The organism is Cohnella suwonensis (genome assembly GCF_042655365.1).
Lineage (GTDB): Bacteria > Bacillota > Bacilli > Paenibacillales > Paenibacillaceae > Cohnella > Cohnella suwonensis.
Window position 1 is genome coordinate 1 of record NZ_JBHSMH010000022.1, and the last position, 23,279, is coordinate 23,279.

Genomic DNA, 23,279 nt, shown 5'->3' on the forward strand with positions numbered 1-23,279 from the left:
GGTCGTCGTCATTGCCGTTGACCTGCCGTATATTTAAATCATAGATCAGCATAACTTAGCCCTCATCTATTTAATAGGTGGGGGCTATTTGACGCTTACCTAGCGGCGTGTGCTTCACGACCATACTCTAAGGATAATATACTCGCCTTACAGCTAGCTTTCAATTGCTTTTCGTAAGGATATAACCAATTTTGTGCGCAGAGCGTGCGGCTACGGTACGTTTGCGGTGGTTGAGCACAATTTTTGTGCGCAAGGCGTGCGGCTGTGGCACGTTTGCGGTGGTTGAGCACAATTTTTGTGCGCAAGGCGTGAAGCTGCGGTACGTTTGCGGTGGTTGAGCACAATTTTTGTGCGCAAGGCGTGCAGCTGCGGTACGTTTGCGGTGGTTGAGCACAATTTTTGTGCGCAAGGTGCGTGGCTATGGAACGTTGGCGTTAGTTGAGCACAATTTTTGTGCGCAAGGCGTGCAGCTGTGGTACGTTTGCGGTGGTTGAGCACAATTTTTGTGCGCTGGGCGTGCGGTTGCGGTACGTTTGCGATGGTTGAGCACAATTTTTGTGCGCAAGGCGCGCGGCTACGGCACGTTTGCGGTGGTTGAGCACAAATTTTGTGCGCTATGCGGCTGATAGACTAAGATAGTGTTAAATAAAAAAAAGAGTCCAGCCTCATGTCGGCCGGACTCCTTCTTATCATTCCCAATTCCCTACTCTACTTTCGTGGCCGCCGTATCGTCAAGCGCCTTCTGGAAGACCGATTTGCGAGCTTCCGTCGCCGCTGCCGGCGATTTCTTCTGCACCGTCAAGTCGTCGACCATGCCGTAGAAATCGTTCGAGTAGATCGACATGAACAGCTTGTAGTTCAACACTCGCAGGTTTTTCGAAGCTTCGATCGCCATATCGATATCCTGTTGGTTCGTGTACGTCGATTCGAGGCTCGTTTGGCCCGGATACTCGTCATCAGCAGGTACGTCGTAGATTTTGCGGTACAAGTACAATACTTTCTCCGGATCTTTAACGCCCTTCGGAATCGTCCAGAAATTAGGTCCGCCGGCGTTCGCAGAGTAGCCCGTTGCGGAAGGACCTTTCGGGAACGGCACGAAACCGATGTCCACGTCGCCCATGTCTTGCTTCACGGATACCGTCTGCCAGTTGAACGCATCGTACATCAGGACGTTGCCTTTGCGGAAAGCCGGTCCAGGAGCTTGCCAGTCGGTTTGGACGCCTTTAGGGAAGATGTTCGAGTTAATGACATCTTGCGTAAATTGCAACGCTTCGACTGTCTTCGCATCGTCAAGCGCTTGTTTGTTGCCCGCCAGGTCGATCAAGTCGGCGCCGTTGGAAATGAGCGCGAAATCAAGGAAGTTGCCTGAGAAGTCCGCGAGACCGTACGTGTCGCCTTGGGTCGCTTCCGCCGCGACTTCTTTGAACTTATCCCACGTCCAAGTTCCGTCCTTGACGTACTCGGCCAAGTCTTTCATGCCCAGCTTCTGAAGCAGCGTGCGGTTGTAAAGAACGCCTGCGTAAGTGAAATATGGATTGTCGCTCCATCCGTACAGCTTGCCGTTGAAGGTAGACGTCGTAATGACGAATGGATCGATGAACGTTTCTTTATCGGTTGCGCTCGCAGCCAGGAAGTCGTCGATCGGCTGAACGATGCCCTTGTTCACGAGGCCCGGATAAGCCATGCCTTGCTCCAGTCGGACGATATCCGCGAATGGCTGGCCAGCCAGAACCGAGCTGGACGTTTTCTCTACGATTTGACCGTAATCGACTTGCTCGAATTTCCATTTGAAGTTGTATTGTTTCTCCAAATCGGCAATGTTCTGCAATATTTTCTTGCTGGATTCCGTGTCGCCCTTAGGCGTCGCGTCCCACCAAGTAGCCATCGTGATCGTACGGCCGCCGAGGTCGAATTCCATTTCGTTCGCGCTCGCCGACGGCGATGCTTCGGCGCTTGGCGAAGCCGGCGCGCTGGCGGACGGGCTCGCGCTCGGACTCGCGCTCGGACTTGCGTTATTGTTATTATTGCCGCCTCCGCAAGCCGTCAACGAGAAAGCGAAAGCGGTTGTCAAACCAAGCAACAGCGTCTTCTTTGTCCTGTTCAACCTACATACCCCCCTGATTTTTTCCATTTCATTTAACGGCAGTTCCGTTATTAAATGGGTTCACTAGTAATTGTAGAATGTCCCTTAGAAGGCAACAATCCTAGAAATTGCACTTTCGGCCTTAGAGATTATACAATTGCGCGTTTGGCATTCTATCCTACGAGTCCCGTTCGATCGATGCTCTCCACGAAATAACGTTGAACGAAGAGGTACATCAGAACGAGCGGCAAGATCGATAGCAGAAGGGCGGTATCGACCAGCATCGAAGCGTAGAACGGATCGACTTGATTCGTTAGACCGAGCATCACGTTGACGTTGTACGGAAAGGCGAGCGTTGCGTTCGTTAGCGTATTCATGCCGGGCAAGAAGTTGGACGAGAAGAAAGTGTCGTTCCATTGCCAGACGAAAGCGAAGAGCATGACGGTCACCATGGCCGGTATGGCATTCGGAAGCATGATAGTCGCGAAGCTCTTGAACACCCCTGCCCCGTCGACGAAGGCCGCTTCCTCGATCTCTTTCGAGATTCCCCGGAAGAACTGCCTGAAAATGTAGATGAACAAGCCCGACTTCAAGGCGTTGCCGGTAATCGCCATCAGAACGAACGGCCAGTACGTATCCAGCATGTTAATGCCTTTGCCGGCGATCAAGTGGAATAGGCCGAAGATGTCGAACGATTTGAAGTTAACGTAACTCGGAACGAGAAGCGTCTGAGGCGGCACCAGAATCGTGAGAATAACGCCCGCGAATAAAATATTGATGCCGCGGAACGGCAGCTTGGCGAACGCATAGCCGGCCATCGCGCAGCTTAACGTCTGCAGTACGGTCGTGACGGCCGATAACGTGAAGCTGTTGCGGATCGCGGCGAAGTAGTCCATGACGTCGATCGCCAGCCGATAATTATCCAACGAGAACCGCTCGGGAATCCACATGACGGTCGGATTCGTTAAATCTTCCAGCGTCTTGAACGACGTCGATATTTTGAGCAGGATCGGGTACAGAATGACGAAGGACATTCCGATGAGGAGCACCGCCCGCACAAGCGACCATAGAAGCTTAGACCACTTGTTCAGATTCGTTACGCGCTGCTTAAAGCGGTATAGGTCGGTTTGCACGCGCTCGGTCGCAGCGACCGGGGCGCCTGCCGCCGCGTCAGTCTGATTGGTCAACTCTAATCACCCCTAATCGCCCTCGCGCCGTCCGATCGGTGCGGACGGCAGGTTGGGCATGATGTCAAATCAATCGTGATAGAACACCTTTCTGGATACGATGAAGGTGCTGACCGCCAGAATGGCGGCGACGATCGCGAAGTAAATCCAAGCCATCGCCGAACTGAGGCCGAAATCAAGCGTCTTGAACGCGGTCGTATCGATCTGCTGCGTCACCTTGTTGTTCATGAACGAATCGATAATCGTATAGACCAGATTCGTCAGTATGAGAGGACTGACCATCGGAAACGTAATTTTCCAGAACGCCTCGTACCCGGTCGCGCCCTCCATTCGGGACGCTTCGTAGAGCGAGGGCGATATCGATTGCAAGCCTGCAAGGAAAATAATGATCTGCACGCCCGACTGGCTAATGATTTCGTAAATCCGGTCGACGGCGCCGGTCAAATAGTTCACGATCGATTCGTTGACCCCGATATCGAGCATCATGTTCTTCAGCTCGACGCTTTGCAGGAAACCGTTGACCGACCCGCCTTCCGGGTTGTTCGTGACGAGATTGGCATCCATGATCTGCTGCATGAAGCCGGCGTTATTGATGCTCAGCATGACGCCGGACGCCAGAATGACGGGCAGGAAGAAGATCGCCCGCGACAAGGAGCGTCCGATAAACTTCTGGTTAAGCAACACCGCGATGAACAAGCTGAAAATAATAATGAGCGGCACGTTGACGACCATCTCTCCGACGACCTTCGTCAGATTGCGCACGTACGTCGCATCGACGTAAAGCGCTTGATGGAAATTAGACCATCCCTCGAACGTCAATGTATAGCCGTTATCGGACGCTTGCATATCGTTGAAGCTGTAGATGATCGAGTTCACGAGCGGAACCATGAAGAAGAACACGAACCCCAGCACCCACGGGGTCAGGAAAAGCATCCCCGTGAGCGCTTTTTTTTGTTGGAACGAGCGTTTGGTCGATATCCATTTCATCGGTCGGTCCCTCCAACAAGGTAATCTTCGGCCGGTATGCGTTTCCCGTCGACGGAAACTTCGTAGTCGTTATAATTGACGGTAATCGTCTTGCCGCCTTCGTAAGTCGTTCGGAATACGTTCTCTGCCAGCTTCTCGTGCCCGACGATCGCTTTGTCCTGCACGTCGTTCAGCGCTTTCGTTACGGTCTTGTAGGATTCGACGGCCGTATTCATCCACGTCTTGTAGTTGACGGAGTAGAGGTTTAGGAAGAACGTGTTCTTCACCGCGCTGTTGTCGGCGTAGATCCATTTGAAATACAAATTCGAACCGTACTCCAAGCTTTTGAGCACGTATTTCCGCACGTCGACTTCCCTGGACAGGTTCACCGGTTCGCCGGCGTAATCGACGTAGCCGTGAAGCACGATTTCGTAGAACGGAACGGCTTCGTCCGTCACGTTATAGCCGTTGTTGACCATAGGCGCTTCGACGATGTCCTTCGCGTATTTCAGGGCGTAGGCGTTGCCCCCGTCCACCATCACGTTCGGCAGCTGCTCGCCGATCTTCTCGAACTGCTTCTTATCGATCTCTTCCGATTGGACGCGATCGACGACATGGTTGCGCCGATAGTCTCCTTCGAGCTGGTTCCCCATGCTGCGAACGGAGATGCCGGTCTGGCCGTAGCGCTCGTACGAGCCGAGGAAGCCGTCCACGACATTCGGCACGAGCCGAGGCGACAACGGCCTCGTCCAGTCCGTTCTCTCCCATACCCACGCGGTCTCGCGATTGATGTAGCGGGACACGGCTTTAGCCTCGCTATATTTACCGCCCGTCGTATACAAATGCGTGAACGACACGTCCGGGAATAAGCCGATACCCTCTTGCTTCGTATAGGCGATCAGATCCTTGTATCCGGAGCTGCCGCCGAGGGCGCCGTCGACTTCGATCTTGTCCGCGACCTTATGGGAATACCCTTTATTGAACCAACCGGACAGCCGCACCTTCTGGTTGGCGATGCCTTGTTCCTTGAGACTGCCGATAATCGTCTGCGCTTGATCGAAGGTCGTCAGCGGCACGACGGCTTTATACGGAATACCCATAACCGTCTTCCGTTTCGGAATGCCGCCCACGAGCTCGAGGTAAAACGGCAGTTCGCTTTGCGTCGCTTCTTTCTTCGCCAGCGTGCCGTTCGACAGTAAATAATTGCGATAGTATTCTGCCATCCCCGTATAGTCGGCCTTGTCTCCCGACAAGAACGAATACCTCACGCTGAAGTCGGAATAGACCGGACGCTGCTGGAACACTCGAATCTCCTTGGATTTCGTCTCGAGCGCCTGGGAGGTTACCGACAGATTGATCTTCTCTTTGCCGATCAATTGAAAGCTTGGATAGACGCTATTGTACGAGCTTCGCTTCTGGCTTACCTCGGCGCGGATCGACGCGACGGCCGCCCCCTGGTCGATAATCGCGACGAAAGCGGAGTCCTTCTTCTTCAATCCGTAGACGGGCATCCGAATCGGCTCGATCGTCGGATCGTCGTCGTTCTCCCCGTTCCAGGTGCCTCCGTCGTCGCCGTATACCGGCTGAACGAAAGGCTCGTATCGTTGCTTCCCGTTATTCAGATAGATAAGGCTCCCGGAACCGTCGGGAACGAACATATAGCCCTCGTCTTGGCGACCGGCCGCTCCGAAGTACGGAAGCAGGTGAATATCGGTTAGCGGATACGATGCCGGGTACTCGATCCCCTTCGACAGCACTCTGGCGACGAATTGGTCGCCCGACAGCGTATATTCGACCGGGATCGTGAACACTTGCTTCTCGTCGCCCGCGCCCGCCGAATTCTCCTCGTTGTCCTTCGCCAAGTCCTCGGCCGTATATCCGGCCTCCTGGAACGCTTGAACGACTTTCTTCAGCGAGATCGCCGTCAGCTTCGAATCGTTACGCGTATAGACATCCTTGTTGCCGTCGTTCTGATAGGCCGGGGTCAAATAACGCTTGTATTTATCTCCGACCTTATCCAGAATGAGCTTCCGGTACCGTTCGGCGCTTATTTTCTTGGGCAGGCCGTCGATCTCGCTGGTCGCTTTGCCCAACGTGTAGGTGACTTTCAATCCGTCTTCGATCTTTTCTACGACGGCCTGCCCGAGCTGAACGCTATCCTGGTTCGACGTCTTGTACGCCTCTTGGCCGGTCTTGTCGCTGTAGCCGACGATGATCTGGGAGGAAAGCTGGTCTTTGACGGACGCGTTCGCGATCGCGTCCTCCGCCGTCGCCTCGGGGTTGGAACGCCATACGCGGCCATCCTTATCCCGTACCGCGATCGCCATCGTCTTCGAGTCGTAGTACAGCGACAGCCGACCGTTGGAAACGACGCCCTCCATGCCTTCAAGCGCAGCGGCAGGCTTCGTATAACGGTCGCCCGCGGCCGCTTGCGGCTCGATATCCCTCAAATCGGGCAATGCCGACATGCTAAGCGCCGGAAGAGGCTTGTATTTGCCGTACAAATAATATCCGGAGCCGAACAACAGAACGATCGCTATGACAATGCCGATGTATTTTTTCAACCGGTTCGGCCCCCCCTATCCGCGAAATTGCAATTCTTTATAGATCGTGAAGAAGAAGCTGTACATCTGCTGGACCAAGCTGAAGAACAGCATGCCCAAGAAGACGATGAAGCCCATGCATACGGCGGTCAGACAGATCGTGACGATCGTCTTGAACGCCGTGTACTGATGGATGGTCATCGTGGAGACGAAAATCAGGAAGAGAAACCAGATGACCGCGAACCCGTTCAGGTAATAATAGAACGCGGTTTCCTCCAGCGTGATGAACCGGCTGTAGATCGTCGCCGGAACGAACAACAGGAAGATCGGCAGCAGCGCGTACGCGGAAGAGACGACGATCTCTTTGAATTTGCCTTCCCCGTCCATGAGCGTCGTCAGCGACCAGTTCGCCACGCACCACAGGAAGAACGGCAGGATGACATTCCGCAATTGAATCATGCTATTGAACGAATAAGGCGAGTTATAGTTGACGATAAAGCCGGCGTACTGATATTGGAACATCGCGGCTAACGATACCAAGAACACGATCGCCATCGCGACGATCCAATTCCCCTTCTTGTCGTACTTCAAGTCCCAGAAGCCCTTGAACGGGTGGACGATCACGTAAAAAGGAAACCTAAGGCGTTCTTTCCACATGGGAGACCCCCCCTTTTCTTCGCCTGTATTTACGGATCGACTTCCATGCGGCCCATGCGACGACGAGTACCAGAATCGTCGTCAGAATCGTATTGAAGTGCTCCTTCAACGTTTCCTTGCGGAGATACTTATACGCCTTGGAATACGAAGTCCGGTCCATGGCGAATTTCGCTTCCTTCAGCGCTTTCTCGTTGTCGCCCGCGCGGAAATCCGCTTTGCTGATTCCGCTGTAGGCGATCTCGAGATTTTGGTTCATCGAGAGAATTTCCTTCCACAGCTCCGCCGCGCGACCTTCGTTGCCGATGTAATGGTTGTGCACCGCTTCATTGATGAGCTTGCCGAAATCCGTCGACTTGAACAGCGTCAGCCGCGCCAGTTCCTTGTCCAGCACGAGGATCGAGTCTCCTTTGCGCCCGATCGCCGACGGCACTTTAAAGTTGCCGACGCGATCGCCGTTATGTCCGAAGACGTACAGAAGCTTACCCTCGGAATCGTAGGTAAAGATTCTTCCGCGAATGGAATCGAGCGCGCTGTAGGTGCCGTCCGGGCCGACGCTAATATCGATCAGCGTCGACTGTCCTCTTTTATCGTATTTGAGATCGCCTATCGGGCTCGCGAATCCTTGGCGAAGCAAGACGTCCGTCCCCGACGGATTATGCCGCTTAATCGGCGTATTGGTTCTTTCGGCGCTAGTCGTGAAAACGAAGTCCTTCTCGTCCAGATCCAGATTCGTATATTCGGTAGGGACGAACGTTACCATCCGTTCCTTCTGGGCTTTCGTGGCGATGTACCGCTTCCAGAAGTAGTCGGAGACGCTATAAGTGACCCGATTGGCGGCGAAGAAATTCTGGAATTCGCCCTTCTCGTCGAATTCCAGAATGCCGTCGAAGACTCGGTCGGCAATGACGAGAATGCGGCCGGCGGCGTCTACGGCGATCTTCTTCGGATCGAACACGAAGTCGCTCGCGAAGTACTCCGACTTCGGCGCCGCGATCAGCAGATCGGCGTTGCCGCCCTCTTTCAAGCGAACGACCCGGTGGTTCCCCGTGTCCGCGACGTAGATATCGCCCCCGGGCGTGACGAACACCCCTCTGGGCTTATTCAGCGTCTGCTCTTGTCCGTCGAAGACGAACTTGTCGATCTGGCGGACGAATTCGTACCGGTCGTTCAATTCGACGACGCGGTTATTCCCCGTATCCGCTACGTAGATCCGCCCGTCTTCGGTCACGTAGAAGTCCTCGGGCTGGTTGAAGCTTCCGATGCCGAGCTTCTCGCCTTCTATGATCCGGTCGGGCACGTATGCGGCCGGCGACCACACCCTGTCCCCCCATCCGTCGTACGTATACGGGACATAAGGGACTGCCGCCTTCGCATAACCGGAGAAGATGATCAATGCTATCGTCAAAGCCGTCGAAGCGGTTAACGTTCGTATCCAATGTGTTGTTCTCATCGCTCTACTCCTTCATCCCGGAACTGGCCATCGTCTGGATGATGCTGCTCTGAGACACGACGAAGATGGTTACGGGAACGATCATCATGAACAGGGCAACGGCCGCACCAGGTCCCGCGCGGACGATCCCGCCTTGGATGATCTGGTTAAGCGCGTAAGGCAGCGTCTTCAGTTGTTCGCTGTAGATGAAGTTGCCGCCCCAAGTCCCCCATAGCGTCTGAAAGGACAGAATGGTCAGCGTCAGCCAGGCCGGCTTGACGAGCGGCATGACGATCCGGAAGAAAATCCGGTATTCGCTGGCCCCGTCGATCTTCGCCGCTTCGAGAAGCGCGTCCGGTATTTGCTCCATGAACTGCTTCATCAGGTACAGTCCGAGCGAGTAAGCGAACGCCGGCACGATGATCGCGGCGTAACTATCGATCCAGCCCAGCCAGGACATAATGACGTAGTTCGGGATGTTCGTTACTTTCGGCGAGAACATCAGCGACAATACGACGACGGAGAAGAGAAGGGCTCTTCCCGGAAATTTATGCTTCGCGAGCGGATAGGCGGCCGCGGAGGCGAGGAGCACGTGACCCGCCGTTCCCGCGAGCGTAATGAAGACGGTGTTGAAAATGTAGCGGGAGAACGGCACCCACGACGTGGACATCAGATGAAACAAATCGACGAAATTGTTGAACGTCGGATGACGAACGAACAGCGTCGGCGGGAAAAGAAACAGCTCGTTAAGCGGCTTCAGCGCGTTGCTCACCGTAAAGACGAGCGGTACGACCATAAATGCGGCAAATACGGCCAAAAACAGAAATAGGAACAAATCCCCAAGAAAGGATCGGTTTAACCGCTTCTGCTTGGTTGCGGATATCGTGCTCATCGGGAATCATTCACCTACTTTTCTCAGCAGTTTTTGCACGACGACGTTCGCGCCGACCATGACGATAAACAGCACCGTCGCGATTGACGACGCATACCCCATCTCGAAGCGAATCGTACCGTAGTCCTCCAAATGGGTCACGATCGTATGCGCCGCGTAGTTCACGCTCGGGAAGCCCGCCAACTGCGTCGATACGTCGGCTACGGCGAACGAAGCCGTGATCTGCATGACAGCCCCGAACAGCAACTGCGGGCGCATGGCCGGCAGCGTAATGTACCACAGCTCCTGCCAGCGGTTGCGGATACCGTCTACCGCGCCCGCTTCGAACAGAGACCGGTCCACCGTCTGCAACCCGGCGATGAAAGCCAGGAAGCTAACGCCAAGACTTAGCCATAGCTGGACGAGAAGAACGATCCACAGCACGTACGTTTCGTTCCTTAGGAAAATAATCGGCGAATTAATAATGCCTAGGTCCAGCAGAAAGCCATTGACGTATCCGTAACGGTCGCCGGAGAAAATGATCTGCCAAATAAAGAAGACGTTGCCCGATATGGACGGCGCGTAGAAGAACAGCGTCATGAGCGCTCTCGTCCTCGGCTTCAGCTCGTTGACCAGCCACGCGAACACGAAGCACATCATATAGCTGATCGGTCCGACGATTCCGGCGAACAGGAACGTATTCTTCACCGCGATAAGGAAGATTTCGTCCTCGAGGAACATGCGGGTGTAATTGTGCCAACCGACCCACTTCGGGAACTCGAGCAAGTTAAAGTTGGTGAAGCTGATCGCGATCGCCATGCAGACGGGCAGCACCGTAAACAGGGCAAACAATATCATGTACGGCGCCATCAGCACGTACGATTGCCTGTTCTTCTTTATCTCTCCCAAACGTCGGCTCAGAGAAGGAGGCAGCCATGGACGCGCTGCCCGTTCCTGCTTGCCTAGAAACTCAATTCCCGCTTTTTCCACCGGCCGTCCCCTCCGATCCGCTGCTATTCAAACCGAATTCTTTGCGCTTGTTCGTAATCTCGTTGTTCATGAAAACAACCTGGTCGTAGAGGGCGTCCCGCGGATTCAATCCCTTATTGACGACCCTCCGGAAGGCATTGTCCAGAATCCGTCCCGTGAAGTACCCGCCGGGCACCTCCGGAATGCCTTTGACCCACTTCTGCTGCTCGGCCAGCGTCTTGTAGTCGTTAACCGGCCACGGCAACTCGGCCAGCGCTTTGACGTTCGCCGTCGGATAACGGGCGGATTCGCCCATCAGGCTCTCCATTTCCCGTCCGTATTGAACCTGCGTCGTCTCGTCGGTCCACCACTTCATGAATTCCCATGCGGATAGCTTATCCTTGGCCGAATCGAGCATCATGACCGCCGTTCCGTTGCTCGACACCGTTCGATCCACCGTTCCGTCTTCCTTCTTCGTCCCCGGCACGAGCGTGAAGCCCCACTGGCCTCGAATTTCCGGCGCGAACACCGATAACGTGTTGTAGGTCGTATAGGCGTCGATCCCGAGCGGCACTTCGCCGAGACGGAACCGGTTGGCGAAGTCGTAGTCTACCGGGAACTTGTAATCGGTGTACAAGTCCGTCCATTGCTTGAAAGCGGACATGCCGATCTCGCTGTCGAGATCGCTGGCCGAGCCGTCTTCCTTGTAGAAGCTCCCCCCGTGCTGATAGAGCAACGTCGCGAAGGCGTCGTTAATCGGCAGCGCCGGCGGCTGCTGAACTCTCGTACTGATAATCGGCAGGCCGAAGTCCATGTTGTTCTTCTTCAAGAAAGGCAGCAGCTTGTAGACGTCGTCCCAGGTTTGCGGAATTTGCAGTCCCAATTCCTCCAAGATGTCCTTCCGGTAGAACAGCACATCGTAGACTTGCTGTTCGGGCAACGCATATACTCCGCCATTGAATTTGTACGGTGTCGAAGCGCTGTCCGCGAAACGTCTGGCCACCTCGGCGTAATCCGGAAACTGGCTAATATCGTACGAGGCTCCTCGCATCGCGTAGTTCACCGGGTCGCCATTGCCGATCATCATGGCGACGTCGGGCCCCTGTCCGGCCAGCGTCGCGGACAGCAGGACGCTCATGTCGACCAGCTTCAGATCGACGCCGGCGTTGTTAGCCGGCGTGAAGGAATCGTCGATCATCTGCTTGATGACATTGGCCTGATCGCGACCGGTTCCGATCCAGACGGTTACTTTCTTGCCGCCCGTTGCCGTGCTTCCGATCGAGTTGTAATCTTCGACGAACGAATACCCGAACGAAGACACATTGTGGGCGAGGTTGGCCATCGTGCCCTTGGTCGCGCTCGGCATCTTCATGTCCGGACTCGACAGAACCAAATAGTCGACTTGGAGCGGCATCTCCCGGACCGTCAGCAGCCAAGTGCCGAGCGAACCGAGATCGATCTTGAACTGCTTTAAATTTTTCGGAATCGTCTCCGGGTCTTCCGCGAACCTGCGAAGCTCTTTCGCGAGCAGATACAGAATCGCCGTCTTGTCGCTCTTCTCCCCGGTAATTCCCCTGAGCTCTTCCGCCACCGAATACAAAATATCGCTCTGCTTCGCGTATACTTCGGAGATTTCCGGAATTCGCTTGCCCAGCTGATAGTCCCGAAACGGATCGGGGTCGGCGGACGTAATGACGAGAATCTTCCGGTAGATGCGATTCAATTCAAGCATGCTGGATTGGACCGTACGAATCAGCGAGGATACTTCCCCGAGATCGGCCTCTAGCCGGATGGAGTGCTTGCCTTTCGTCAGGTAAAACCGATAAGGCTCCTTCTCCAGACTTGGAACGACCATTTGCCAACCGGAGTCGTAATTGAAAGGGATCGATTCCATTTCTTTGAACGGAACGACGCCGTCTATAGATAACGTTCGATTGGAATACAGCCCTCTTAATAGATCCTGCCGGGCTTTAAGCCCGAGCTGATAGAGGCCGTCTTGCGGCACGTCGAGCTCCCATTCGATCCATTGTCCCGGCAGCCGCCAATTAAGCCCTCCGATCGTATTGAGCCGGATTTTGGAGGCGCTGTACGGCTCTGTCGCCGGACTGGAATGGTCCGATACCGGATAGAGCGTCGGCGAAGACTTGTATGTCGCATGCTCTGCCTGAATCTTCACGGAAACGCCTTGCGCCGCCTTGTACCCATTGGCTTCGTATTGTTGCTTGACCTCCGCGTACGTCGGCAGCTCCGGCTTCGGATAGAGCTCGATATAATCGATGACGAGCGGCTCCCGCAACCCCGTCAGCGTCAGCGAATGTTCGCCTGCGGCAAAATAGAATTGGAACGGATCTGCATAGAGACCCTGCGAATCCTTGAAAGGCTCCTCGAGCCATGTCGCGACCTCTACCTGCCTAGGGCGAATGTTATTGCCCCGGTTATCCTCTTTGAAATCTTCGGTTTCGTTTCTCCATGCCCGGTCGAACGTAATCGAAGCGGCTTCATCGAACGGAAGCTTGCCGTCGATGGCAACCCCTCGTTCGATGGCCGCGCTCTTGCCTTCGGCGGTAAAGTAACGAAGCTTGATCTGATACAAGCCCTCCGTCTTCACGTCGAACTTCCATGTCACGGAGCCGGAATCGCCCGTAGACAGCACGTTGCCGGACGCTCCTTCGTATCCGGGGAGCACGTTGCATTCGCACCCGTCCTTGGCGGAATAGGAATCGCCCTTTATTCGAACCGCCTCCGCCGGCTTGGCCGCCTGGGCGTATTGATTCACGTAGTTCTGGTAGCTGCCGTCGGAATAGGTTTGCAATTTGTCCAAATTCGATATCAGATTCGCGCGCACCTCGTCGGACGAACCTCCATAGAACCACCAGCCGAAGAGGATGGCGGCGACTAAGGTCCATATCACGGGTTTCCGATATCGCTTCAGTCGATTCAACACCACTCAATCACTCGCTTTCCATATCCTTAAGTGTCCGATGGACCCGTTGGTTCTCCTATTTTAGGTTACATTCCTTGTGCCAACAATCCGACTGATTATACCTGTTGACCCTATTAACGATATAAAAAAACGGGACGAGCCGGAATCACGAGCTCCATCCCGCAATGCGCATGTTTGTCTACGCTTGGGCGTACGATCTGCTTTTCGCGTACCATTCCTTCAGAATCCGCTCCGCTTTCTTGCCGTAAATATCGAAGCCGACGTCGGTGCCTGCCGCTTGCAGAGGATACAGGTTCACGCTCCAGTCCCACCAGAAAAACCCGGCGAACCAAGGCTCATCCCAAAACGACTTCAACACGGAGCCGTAGAAGTTCGCCTGTTCCTCTTCGCTGTACGGAAGATCTAAGGTGTCGTAGTCCCAAGGCATCGTCGCGCAACCGAGAGCGCTTCGGCAGCCGATCTCGATGAAGGCGATCGGTTTGCCGAACTTGGCGTGAAGCCTGGCCATCTTCTCCTTCACCGGGAGCCAATTGGCGATCATCGCTTCTTCGCTATCGCCCGGCCGTTTCGCGACCGGGTAATACGCGCTCGTGCCGATCAGGTCGACCCGGTCGAACCATTCGACTCCTTCTTCCGTACCGTGGTTCGCGTTGTACGTAATCGGACCGCCGTAAATTTGCCGAACGCGATCGATCAGCGCGATCCAATGCGCGGTTTTGCCTTCCGTTCGGACCATCTCGCAGCCGATGCATAACATTTCGCAACCCAATTCTTCCGCGAGCTCGGCGTAATGGCACAAGAAATTGCCGTAAGAACGGAACCATGCATCCCAATACGGTTCCGCGGCCGACTCGTTGGGGAAGCCGATATGCGCCCGCCAGATGCCGTCCGCGGAATTGACGACGGGCTTTAGGCATACTTTCAGCCCGAGAGCCTTCGCATGCTTGACCGCATGCTCGATATCCCTGTCGGTCATCGTATGACCGTAATCGAACGGAATGTCCGTCGAGTATACGTTCGTCTGGTACGTATAGAACGATAAGGCGATCCATTCGCTGCCGGTTTCCTTCAGCTTCTTCAGCGAATCGAGCGCGTAAGGCTGGCGGTACGCCCCTCTGGAGCTATTCCAGCCATAGGTCATTCCTTTGATGAACAAGTTGTTTGCCAATGAAAACCCTCCTTGCTTGAATTGTGCCCGATCATGTTGAGCGGCGGATGATGAAGGCGATGTCCGGACGAGCCAGCGTCGGCGCCGTAAGCGCCAATGCGCCTTTGTCCGAATCCGCGGTCGTTTCCTCGAGCGGCGTTCCCGACCACGGATCGTACCAGGATATCGTCGCCTTGCCTTCGCCGAAGTTGTCCACCGTCGCCTTCTTGCCCGATATCTCATCTTCATTGGCGAGGAGCCAGCCATATGACGTCTTGTCGCCCTTCATGATCCAGCCTTGGATTTCCTCGACGGCGACCGTCGATCCCGGATCCGCCGCGAGCCGCACGTTACGCACCTTTACCGTAACCGGCTTCGCGTCCTTGGCCGAGGCGCCGGTCCACAGCTTCAGGCCGAAGCCCATCATATTTTGCAGATCGGACCGTTTGATCTCGTTATTCCGCCAGTAACCTTCGGGCGCGTCCAGCAGCGGCACGTCCATCGTCGTCCATTGTCCGCTTACGAGCTTCACGTCGCTCGCGTCGTTGCCCTCGTCCCAGTTGCCGTTCGGGAACAGCACCGGACGCAGCTTGATCTCTTCGCTTCCCGCCTGTTCGATATACACCTCGGCGAGCAAGCGCGGATACCCGCTCCAATCCTGCTTCTGGAAAAATTGCGTCAGCGCCCCTTGCGAGAACGCTCCGCTACGGAACAGCATGCTCGTACGGATCGAGCCGTCCTCGAGCTGCGCCGAGTAGTCGTTCCCCTTCTCGTCCTTGTTGGCGTCCGCCCAGTTCGGCTGGCTCCAATCCGCGATGTCCTTGCCGTCTTCAACCGGCCGATCCTTCAGCGAGATGCTCACCGTTCCCGACTTCAGCTTGGCGGGCGCGCGAATTTCGCTCAGATCCAGCTTGCCGACGAATTGGGCCAAGCTCGACATCATCATATACATGTCTTCGTCGAGCTTCGTGATATCCCACCAGATCGGCGTAGCGGCAAGTCCGTTCGACAATCCCGTCCAGAGCGCTTGATGGTACGTCGTCGCGTCGGTGATATTGCCCGTCTCGCCGATGAACAGCGGCTTCTCGAACGGCTGCCACCTTCTCGCGATATCCTCGGCATACCCCGACACGGTCAGGTCGTAATAATTCTCCCGGTCGGCGATATCGAGCGTGCGGTAGGCGTGCGCCCAATAATCGTTCTCGTTTCCCGCCTTGGAGCCCGCGGTCGGGTGTCCGTACGGATCGTTCGCGCGAAAATAATCGTGAACCTTCGTGAGCCAAGCGTTCGCGACTTGCTTATCGCCGAACGCCCAGCCATCCGTACCCGACATCTCGGTAATCAAGTTCCATGACCCGATCGCTTCGCTGTACCCCCATCGCGCGATGATGTAGCGGTACAGCTTCTCTTGATACTTCCACATTTTCTCGTCCTTGTAGAAATCCTTCGCCTCTCCGAGCGTCGAATAGGCGTTCTTGGTCCACGTCGCCGGCCAGCCCTCGAGCTTGTCGGTCAAGGAGTCATGCGGCCAAATGACGAAATTCATCTTCATGTTCCGGGATTCGAGCATGCCGACGAGTTCGTCGACGCGTTGGCCTTTGTCGGTATCGTAGCGTCCGATGCCGGAGGCCGTCGATTCCAGTTGCTTCGATCCGCCGGCGCTGTCGTAGTTGCCGTTCCAATAGGTGATGAGATTGCCTCCAGCGGACTTGAGCTTATCCAGTCCGGATTCGGTCACGCCCCACGGATACGCCGCGCCGACGCCGTAGAACGGCGTTCCGTCGGCTTGCTTCAGGAAGCGCTTGTTCCGATCGGACACTTGCACCCATCCATGTCGATCCGAAGCCGCCGCTTCGAAGACGCCTTCCTCGCCGGTCGTCGTTCCCGTCTTGTCGGTCGCTTGCAGCCGATAGCGCCACTCGCCGAGCTCGCTCGGCGCGAACCTGATGCGCCAGGACTCTCCGTCATAGAATCCGTTGATGTGCCACTCCTTGCCCTTAGGGGACAGAAATACCGCCCGGAGATCAAGCTGCTCCGGATCGTAGGGATTGTCGTACCGAGCTTTCAGTTCCGGAGTCAGCTCGAACTTCTCGTACAAGCCGACCTTGTCGGCGTTCACCGCGGTCGCGACGATCGATGGACCGGCCTTGCCGTCCGGGTCCTCGAGCTTGATGGCGCTTTCAGATTTGCCATGATCGTTCGCCAGCACGGCGACGAGAACGGCTATGAGACATGCCCCGCCGACGGTAGCTAGCCATATGATCTTACGGGGAGGGAGCATGGCTTTCGATCGCTCAGTTTGGTTGTCATTCACCATCTTGAAGCTCCTCTCGAAATGCTAAGCGCCTTTAATTATGTTGCGGGAACCTCCGAGTGAACACCCTTCTAAGTGCACACCAAGGCAATAGAAAGTGGTAAAAAGTCGGCTAACAAACACGCCTTCCACGTGTATGAGGGTGATTAGAGAGATGGTAGACGGTAGCGGCTCATGGAGATTGTTGCACGAACAACACTTAATCTCGCTCGCCATTAGACATTTCGCGATTTAGTTGCATAAAAGTAATTTATTGGAGCAAATATGGCGGATAAACGGTAATTTCGTTCAAATTTACTGCCGCTTCTGCAACTAGTTCGTCGCAATAGAGCAAACGCGGGGATTTAGATGTACCTTCTGCAATTCACCTACGAGCCGGTTTTCGGGGCGGGTAAGTCGGTTTGGCCGGACTACAGCGCGATCGAGCCGGTTTTTGGGGCGGCTAAGTAGGTTTGGCCGGACTACAGCGCGATCGAGCGGGTTTATGGTACGGCTAAGTGGGTTTGGCCGGACTTCAGCGCGATCGAGCGGGTTTATGGTGCGGCTAAGTGGGTTTGGCCGGACTTCAGCGCGATCGAGCGGGTTTGCGGTGCGGCTAAGTCGGTTTGGCCGGACTACAGCGCGATCGAGCGGGTTTTTGGTGCGGCTAAGTCGGTTTGGCCGGACTACGTTGAAACTCGTTAAAAAGAGAAGGCCCTCGTCTTCGAGAGCCTTCTCCGGAGCAAACGATCAATACCCCGCCGCCATGATGCTAACGATCCTGAATTCCTTGTCCACCTCGTCGTCATAATAGAATTCGAGACGATGCTTCTTCGCTTCCCGCTCCTTCAAGATCGTCTTCGACTCCATATAGTCGCCCCAACCACCCGAGAAATCCGCGTCGAAATCGACCCGCGTCTTGCCGTCGATCATGACATAGGCTTTGGCACCCTTGCCTTCGAAGTTAAACCTCGCGAAATTCACCGTGATCGAAGCGGCCTTGACGTCGAACGCAAGCGGCTTGCCTTTGGCCGAGGCGATCCAGCCGTCGCCCCATAGCCCCTCGTACGAATAAGCCTCCCAACCGCCGGTGGACGACGGAGTCAGATTCAGATTGTTGTCCAAGGTCGAATTCTCGAAGCCGTTGTCCGTTACGGAAGCAGTCAGCTCGTATGAAGGGGTGGCGATCGTATCCAGCTGCGCGTAAAGATCGTCCAAATAACGAATGATCAAATCCGCCGCGAGCTCGTGCCCTTTGTCGTTCGGGTGAACCTCGTCGGGAGATACGTCCGCCCAGCTTAGCTCTCCCGCTTGAATCTTCGGCCACACCGCGTCCCGGTAGCTGATGAGAGGGATTCCGTAATACTCGTTCACCGGGATAAAATGCTCCTGCCAGCTCTCGCCGCGGTTATTCATCATGTCCAGCGTCAGAACGCCGGGATTGCCGTCCGATTTCAATATTTTGCGCATCAAGCCCTCGTATGTTTCCGTTGCCGACGCGACGCCCAGGTCGTTCACGCTGAATTCCACGACGACCATGTCCGGAGTCGCCTCCAGCAAATCCTTGTCTACGCGGTGTACGCCGAGCAGCGATCCGGTCGCGCCGATGCCCGCATTGACGTACGTCAACTTGGAATCGGGAAATTTGTTCTCCCACCACGCCCGCAGCAACGCCGCCCAAGAGCGCTTCTGTAAGTCGCTCGACAAGTAACCTACCGTGATCGAACCGCCGATCACGCCGAGCGTAACCGGTTGTCCATCCTTCGCCTTCTTCATCGCCTGCGCGATCCGGGACGGAACTCCCTGCACGGCGATAGATTGTTCATAATATTTTTCCATAGGATCCTCCGTTTGCCCGGCTGCTGAACCAGTCGTTGATGCAGTTGCTATTGCGGTTGCCGATGCGGGCGCCGGCGATATTGCCGTCACCGTCGTCGATGCCGTCGGCGAAGCCGTCGACGCGTCCCCTCCAGCCCCGCAGCCGGTCAACAAGCCTATCGTTAGAATGCCCGCTACTAGCGCGAGCCTGCTTTTCCTCGTCATAGGGATCGAACGCGTCCCTTCACTTGATTTTCTTCGCATGGATGACGAACCGACCGTCTTCGATACCATACTCGCACGTCGACCAACAATAGCATGACAATAGGTAAATGAACACATGATTGATTGCACTCCGATACATTTGTTATTTTGCGGGGTGATTCAGCGAAGAAAAACGCCTTTTGTGTCATGCGTGCATCAAAAGCGCTTTTCTTTTCGGCGAAATGCGGCATCCGAGATATTTACCGTCGCGTGGCGACGTTATTTCGGCGGGACGAGCGGATTCGAGGATTTACCGTCGCGTGGCGATGTTATTTCGGCGGGACGAGCGGATTCGAGATATTTACCGTCGCGTGGCGACGTTATTTCGGCCTGGATGCGGGCATGTGAAGGAGGAGGTTCGATTGTTCTTTAAGCGCGGATTGGCCGTTATTATCCGGCTCACAAGCAAACAAGAAAAACCGTCAGGGCACCCTGACGGTTTTTCTTGTCCGGCTGTCCGGACGGTTCCCGATTCCCCGCGCGCCGGGTCAAATTTCCGGAAACAACCGATTACCGCGCTCGGCGACGAAACGCAACGCTTGCTCCGCCATCTCGCCGTCGAATCCGAACGTCGTCGCCATCATGTCCATCCAGTCATTTTTTCGCGAATAGTCGTGGCTCTCGGTTCCGTTGTCTTTCTTGATCAATAGCTTATGGTTCACGACCACGTACGCGGCGTCCGGCTTGAACAGCGTCGCGACGATTCTTCTCATGAACGGATTGTCCTCCTCGTCCCTCAAGGAGTGCGTGATGTCGTCCTCGAAGCTCGCGAGCTCGACCGGCGTCCACTCGATGTATTTGGTGACGAAGCTTTGGCCTCCTGCCCTCCGGTCGATCATGTACCGGTCCGGACTCATCCGAACGATCTCCACTTCTTCCCCGAGCCGGCTGAACCGGGGCTGCTCTTCGATCGCCAGAGGTTCGAACAGCGGGGCACCGTATCCGACGTCCACGTAGTAGGATCGCCCTTCGACCGTCACCCGGTTCGCCAGATGCGCGTTGCCGTTCCTTGCCCGCACGATCTCCGTCCGGAAACCAAGCGATTCGAGTAGCTGCCCGAAATGAATGTTCAGAATGTAACAATTGCCGCCCAAGCCGTAGCGTTCGAAATGGTTCAGGAAAGCTTCGGCGGAAGGCAGCCATCCCATTCCCGTTCGGCCTTGATGAAGATAATAATGAAATTTGCTCAAGTTCTCGAACGGAAAACGATGCAGGTGACGACGAACCAACGATCGCAAATACGCGAAATCGGGGGTTTGCGGTTCTGCTTGCAGTAGTGCCAAGTATTTTCGCGTAATGCCGGGATCCACGCTTCTCGCCTCCTCTCGGGTATTTTACGGCTTAACGATCATCAGCACGAAAATAACGATGCCCAGCGCGCCCGCCCACAGATGAAGGTTCCGCACTTGCACGTACATTCTCGTCAGTTCCCCGGACGGCCGAGCGACGGCTTCGACGGACGAGTCGGCCAACATCTTCTGAAGCTTCGCCGCAATCCGGTTCAGGAATGCGACGACGAGAATTTCGATGACGACGTAGACGGCCAACGTGCCGAAAATCCACAGCTGCATGAACGCGCCGTACGATCCGACGAAGAAGAGCGTCAGTCCCGAGACGATCGCGAGCGTGCCGAACAGCTTCGGGAACACCTCCAGGGAAGCGACCATCCGCAAATTGTTTTTCATGTCTTCGACCGTCAATGCTTTGCGCAGCATAACCGGAAAAGCGAACGCCGGACCGAGTCCGAGCACCGCCGACAACACATGTACGACGACTAACCATTCCATTTCTCAACACCGCTTTCGAGAGATTTAGTTCTTGATCTCATCGTAGCGGCTATCGCCGTTCCTCAATATCGGTTGAAATACGTATTTATTCGCTCGACTTCGAATCCTTATGTTCGAAGTCGGGTAACAGGCCCCTCTCCATCACGTATCGCGTAAGCGCAACCCGGGAAGTCACGTTTAGCTTCTCGTATATTCGCTCCAAGTGCGTCGTCACCGTTCTCGGGCTTACGAACAGCCGCATGGCGATCTCCGCGTTCGTTTCGCCCTTCGCGACGTGCGAAGCCACCTGGCGTTCCCGGGCGCTAAGCGCGGACAGGAAAGGCTCCGACGCCTTCTCCCACTCCAGCTTCGCGCGTTCGACCGCTTGCCTGAACAACGATTCGCGCTCCCCTTCCTCGACCGAAGGCGACGCGAATAGCGCATCGCCCAGCATGCTTGACAGGATGTCGGCGTATCCATTCGCAATGCCGCGAAGGACGTCCGAATGAACTCTCGTCGCTTCGCAGCAGACGATGCCGTGCAAGAAACTCCGCGAGACGATCGGCACCGCCAAAAAACTGACCGGCTCATCGGGCAAGGGCAAGGCGGACGGAGCACCGGACGGTTCGAACGCGTTGCGCACGGAATCCAAATATTGAAGCTGGGAGCGGACGTTGTTGAGCCGGATCGTCCGGCGTTCCTTGACGGACAGCCCGGCCAACCGGCCCATCGCGTCGAACGCTTTCGGGATAACCCCCGCCCCCGGCACTCCGCGGGAAGCTTTGAGCTTCACCTTTGGCGCCGTGCCGGGATCGTCATCGTCGTATTCGGGAATCCAGTAGGAGCACCTCTCCCACCCGTGAATCGTCGCCAGCGCGTTCAGCAAGTCCCCGTACGTCTCCGGCGCCGGCATCAGATGCCGCGACTCCTCCTCGCATCTGTACGCGTTCAAGACCTCGAACAGGATCGCGGATTTGACCGGCGCCGATGGCATCCCGCCTCCGACCCACGAGAGCGTTTCGATATCGTGCCGGATCCGTTCATAGAGAGGGCCTTCCCGCTCCGAACGGACGTACCGGACGGCGACTTCCCAATGAACGAGATCGGCGGGATTCACGATCTTGATGAGAGCGAGACTGTTTTCCGCGAGGTTGCGATACGTCTTATTGAGCAACTGATTGGCGATGGCGACGTGATTGCCGTCGACGCCCCACACTTTCGTCAAGTTGGCGATATTCGGGATGCCGTCCGCGGAACTCGTCACGATGCAGGACGGAACGGCGTCCTCCAAGGTCGGCTTCAGTTCTGCCGGTATCATGATTCGCCTCTCCTTTCGGACACGAGTTCGCCTGCGTTCGGTCCGGGCGTCTGCTCGTATACGGCTCCGATCCTGAATCCGATCGCGAGACAATCGGAAACCGCGACGTTAACGAGAGGCGCGAGATGGGGCGAATAGCGGGCGGTCAGCCTGCGCTGCTCTTCGATCGATGCCGCGTCTTCCTTCGCGGGCATCCGAAATTCGATGAACGGCCCCTTGAATTGGTACGATCGGTTATCCGTTCCCGCGGTGAGGAGCGCCGTCAGCTCGGACGAACGGGAACGGTCTGCCGGGTTGGCCGCGAGATAGGCGTTCAGCCTGACCCATTGGCTCTTGAGGACGGAGATCCACATTCGCCCCGCTCCGGGCGCGAGCTCCAGATGATAGCCGTATCCCCGGCAGCAAAACGGCGGTTGTCCCGGATTGGCCGCGGCCAAATGGATATAGACAGGAACGGAACGTTCCTTGAACGCGAGCAACTCCCGAGGCCACTCGTGCATGCGACTTCCTCCCAACAAACGTAATAACAAGATTATACAACAGGAGAAGGCGAACAAGGGGCGAAAGCAAAACGACAAGCAAAAACGTCTCCGACGTCCTTGGACGTATTGAATCGAACGATTGTATAAACCGCTATGTGCGATATTTCGTACAAAACTTCTGCGACGGGGTGCCTCGCTCACCACTTTGTTCGATATTTCGTACAAAACCTTTGCTACGGACTACCTCGCTCACCGCTTTGTACGATATTTCGTACAAAACTTTGCGACGGACTGCCTCGCAAGCCACTTTGTACGATATTTCGAACAAAACTTCTACGACGGACTACCTCGAACGCCACTTTGTACGACTTTCCGCACTTTACCAAACAAGCAAACACGCCTTCGTCGTACTTAGACGCTGAAGCAGCTTTGCGTAGGTATCAGATGAGTACAAAGGAAATCGAAAACTTATACTTTCTGACACTCAGAAAAAAGCCAATCGACGCGTAAGCTTCTTGCTTTCGCGTCGATTGGCCTTTTGG

General features: G+C 55.5%; 16 protein-coding genes. All 16 read right to left on the bottom strand.

Going from position 1 to position 23,279, the window contains the following annotated elements; translation table 11 throughout:
* Positions 1 to 703: 703 nt before the first annotated feature.
* Positions 704 to 2,104 carry an ABC transporter substrate-binding protein gene (locus tag ACFPPD_RS09255; protein WP_209748871.1) on the bottom strand — a complete coding sequence of 467 codons (1,401 nt, stop codon included), beginning with the start codon at positions 2,102 to 2,104 and terminating at the stop codon, positions 704 to 706.
* A gap of 152 nt (positions 2,105 to 2,256) precedes the next feature.
* Positions 2,257 to 3,270 carry a carbohydrate ABC transporter permease gene (locus tag ACFPPD_RS09260; RefSeq protein WP_378081964.1) on the bottom strand — a complete coding sequence of 338 codons (1,014 nt, stop codon included), beginning with the start codon at positions 3,268 to 3,270 and terminating at the stop codon, positions 2,257 to 2,259.
* A gap of 69 nt (positions 3,271 to 3,339) precedes the next feature.
* Entirely contained in the window at positions 3,340 to 4,257 is a 918-nt protein-coding gene (locus ACFPPD_RS09265; RefSeq protein ID WP_209748872.1) for a carbohydrate ABC transporter permease, read from the bottom strand.
* A complete protein-coding gene (locus ACFPPD_RS09270) occupies positions 4,254 to 6,800 on the bottom strand; it encodes a DUF5696 domain-containing protein (RefSeq protein ID WP_209748873.1) in 2,547 nt (848 codons plus the stop codon). The genes ACFPPD_RS09265 and ACFPPD_RS09270 overlap by 4 nt, the downstream gene beginning before the upstream one ends.
* A 15-nt stretch (positions 6,801 to 6,815) precedes the next feature.
* The gene (locus ACFPPD_RS09275) at positions 6,816 to 7,436 is read right to left on the bottom strand and encodes a YIP1 family protein (protein WP_209748874.1); all 621 of its coding nucleotides are present in this window, start codon (positions 7,434 to 7,436) and stop codon (positions 6,816 to 6,818) included.
* Positions 7,417 to 8,886 carry an NHL repeat-containing protein gene (locus tag ACFPPD_RS09280; RefSeq protein WP_209748875.1) on the bottom strand — a complete coding sequence of 490 codons (1,470 nt, stop codon included), beginning with the start codon at positions 8,884 to 8,886 and terminating at the stop codon, positions 7,417 to 7,419. Before ACFPPD_RS09280 ends, ACFPPD_RS09275 begins: the two co-directional genes overlap by 20 nt.
* Positions 8,887 to 8,890: 4 nt before the next feature.
* Positions 8,891 to 9,757 carry a carbohydrate ABC transporter permease gene (locus tag ACFPPD_RS09285; RefSeq protein ID WP_209748876.1) on the bottom strand — a complete coding sequence of 289 codons (867 nt, stop codon included), beginning with the start codon at positions 9,755 to 9,757 and terminating at the stop codon, positions 8,891 to 8,893.
* Positions 9,758 to 9,763: 6 nt separating this feature from the next.
* The gene (locus ACFPPD_RS09290; RefSeq protein WP_378082018.1) at positions 9,764 to 10,669 is read right to left on the bottom strand and encodes a carbohydrate ABC transporter permease; all 906 of its coding nucleotides are present in this window, start codon (positions 10,667 to 10,669) and stop codon (positions 9,764 to 9,766) included.
* A gap of 37 nt (positions 10,670 to 10,706) precedes the next feature.
* Complete coding sequence (locus ACFPPD_RS09295; protein WP_378081968.1) at positions 10,707 to 13,616, bottom strand: extracellular solute-binding protein; 2,910 nt, start codon at positions 13,614 to 13,616, stop codon at positions 10,707 to 10,709.
* Between the two features lie 211 nt (positions 13,617 to 13,827).
* Positions 13,828 to 14,817 carry a glycoside hydrolase family 113 gene (locus ACFPPD_RS09300; RefSeq protein ID WP_417286512.1) on the bottom strand — a complete coding sequence of 330 codons (990 nt, stop codon included), beginning with the start codon at positions 14,815 to 14,817 and terminating at the stop codon, positions 13,828 to 13,830.
* Positions 14,818 to 14,848: 31 nt separating this feature from the next.
* The gene (locus ACFPPD_RS09305) at positions 14,849 to 17,110 is read right to left on the bottom strand and encodes a DUF5060 domain-containing protein (protein ID WP_209748877.1); all 2,262 of its coding nucleotides are present in this window, start codon (positions 17,108 to 17,110) and stop codon (positions 14,849 to 14,851) included.
* 729 nt (positions 17,111 to 17,839) lie between these two features.
* Positions 17,840 to 19,132 (bottom strand): SGNH/GDSL hydrolase family protein, encoded by a 1,293-nt coding sequence (locus ACFPPD_RS09310; RefSeq protein ID WP_209748878.1) that lies wholly within the window; start codon positions 19,130 to 19,132, stop codon positions 17,840 to 17,842.
* A 527-nt stretch (positions 19,133 to 19,659) separates the two neighbouring features.
* Complete coding sequence (locus tag ACFPPD_RS09315; RefSeq protein ID WP_209748879.1) at positions 19,660 to 20,481, bottom strand: arylamine N-acetyltransferase; 822 nt, start codon at positions 20,479 to 20,481, stop codon at positions 19,660 to 19,662.
* 24 nt (positions 20,482 to 20,505) lie between these two features.
* Positions 20,506 to 20,958, bottom strand: coding sequence for a DUF2269 family protein (locus ACFPPD_RS09320; protein ID WP_209748880.1), 453 nt, complete (start codon positions 20,956 to 20,958; stop codon positions 20,506 to 20,508).
* A gap of 85 nt (positions 20,959 to 21,043) precedes the next feature.
* A complete protein-coding gene (locus tag ACFPPD_RS09325; RefSeq protein WP_209748881.1) occupies positions 21,044 to 22,255 on the bottom strand; it encodes a LuxR C-terminal-related transcriptional regulator in 1,212 nt (403 codons plus the stop codon).
* Positions 22,252 to 22,755, bottom strand: coding sequence for a hypothetical protein (locus ACFPPD_RS09330; RefSeq protein ID WP_209748882.1), 504 nt, complete (start codon positions 22,753 to 22,755; stop codon positions 22,252 to 22,254). Before ACFPPD_RS09330 ends, ACFPPD_RS09325 begins: the two co-directional genes overlap by 4 nt.
* Positions 22,756 to 23,279: the final 524 nt, after the last annotated feature.

Coding starts and splice junctions, on each gene's coding strand:
- ACFPPD_RS09310 (WP_209748878.1), bottom strand. CDS start 19,132: ATGACGAGGAAAAGCAGGCTCGCGCTAGTAGCGGGCATTCTAACGATA.
- ACFPPD_RS09275 (WP_209748874.1), bottom strand. CDS start 7,436: ATGTGGAAAGAACGCCTTAGGTTTCCTTTTTACGTGATCGTCCACCCG.
- ACFPPD_RS09265 (WP_209748872.1), bottom strand. CDS start 4,257: ATGAAATGGATATCGACCAAACGCTCGTTCCAACAAAAAAAAGCGCTC.
- ACFPPD_RS09325 (WP_209748881.1), bottom strand. CDS start 22,255: ATGATACCGGCAGAACTGAAGCCGACCTTGGAGGACGCCGTTCCGTCC.
- ACFPPD_RS09320 (WP_209748880.1), bottom strand. CDS start 20,958: ATGGAATGGTTAGTCGTCGTACATGTGTTGTCGGCGGTGCTCGGACTC.
- ACFPPD_RS09330 (WP_209748882.1), bottom strand. CDS start 22,755: ATGCACGAGTGGCCTCGGGAGTTGCTCGCGTTCAAGGAACGTTCCGTT.
- ACFPPD_RS09285 (WP_209748876.1), bottom strand. CDS start 9,757: ATGAGCACGATATCCGCAACCAAGCAGAAGCGGTTAAACCGATCCTTT.
- ACFPPD_RS09280 (WP_209748875.1), bottom strand. CDS start 8,886: ATGAGAACAACACATTGGATACGAACGTTAACCGCTTCGACGGCTTTG.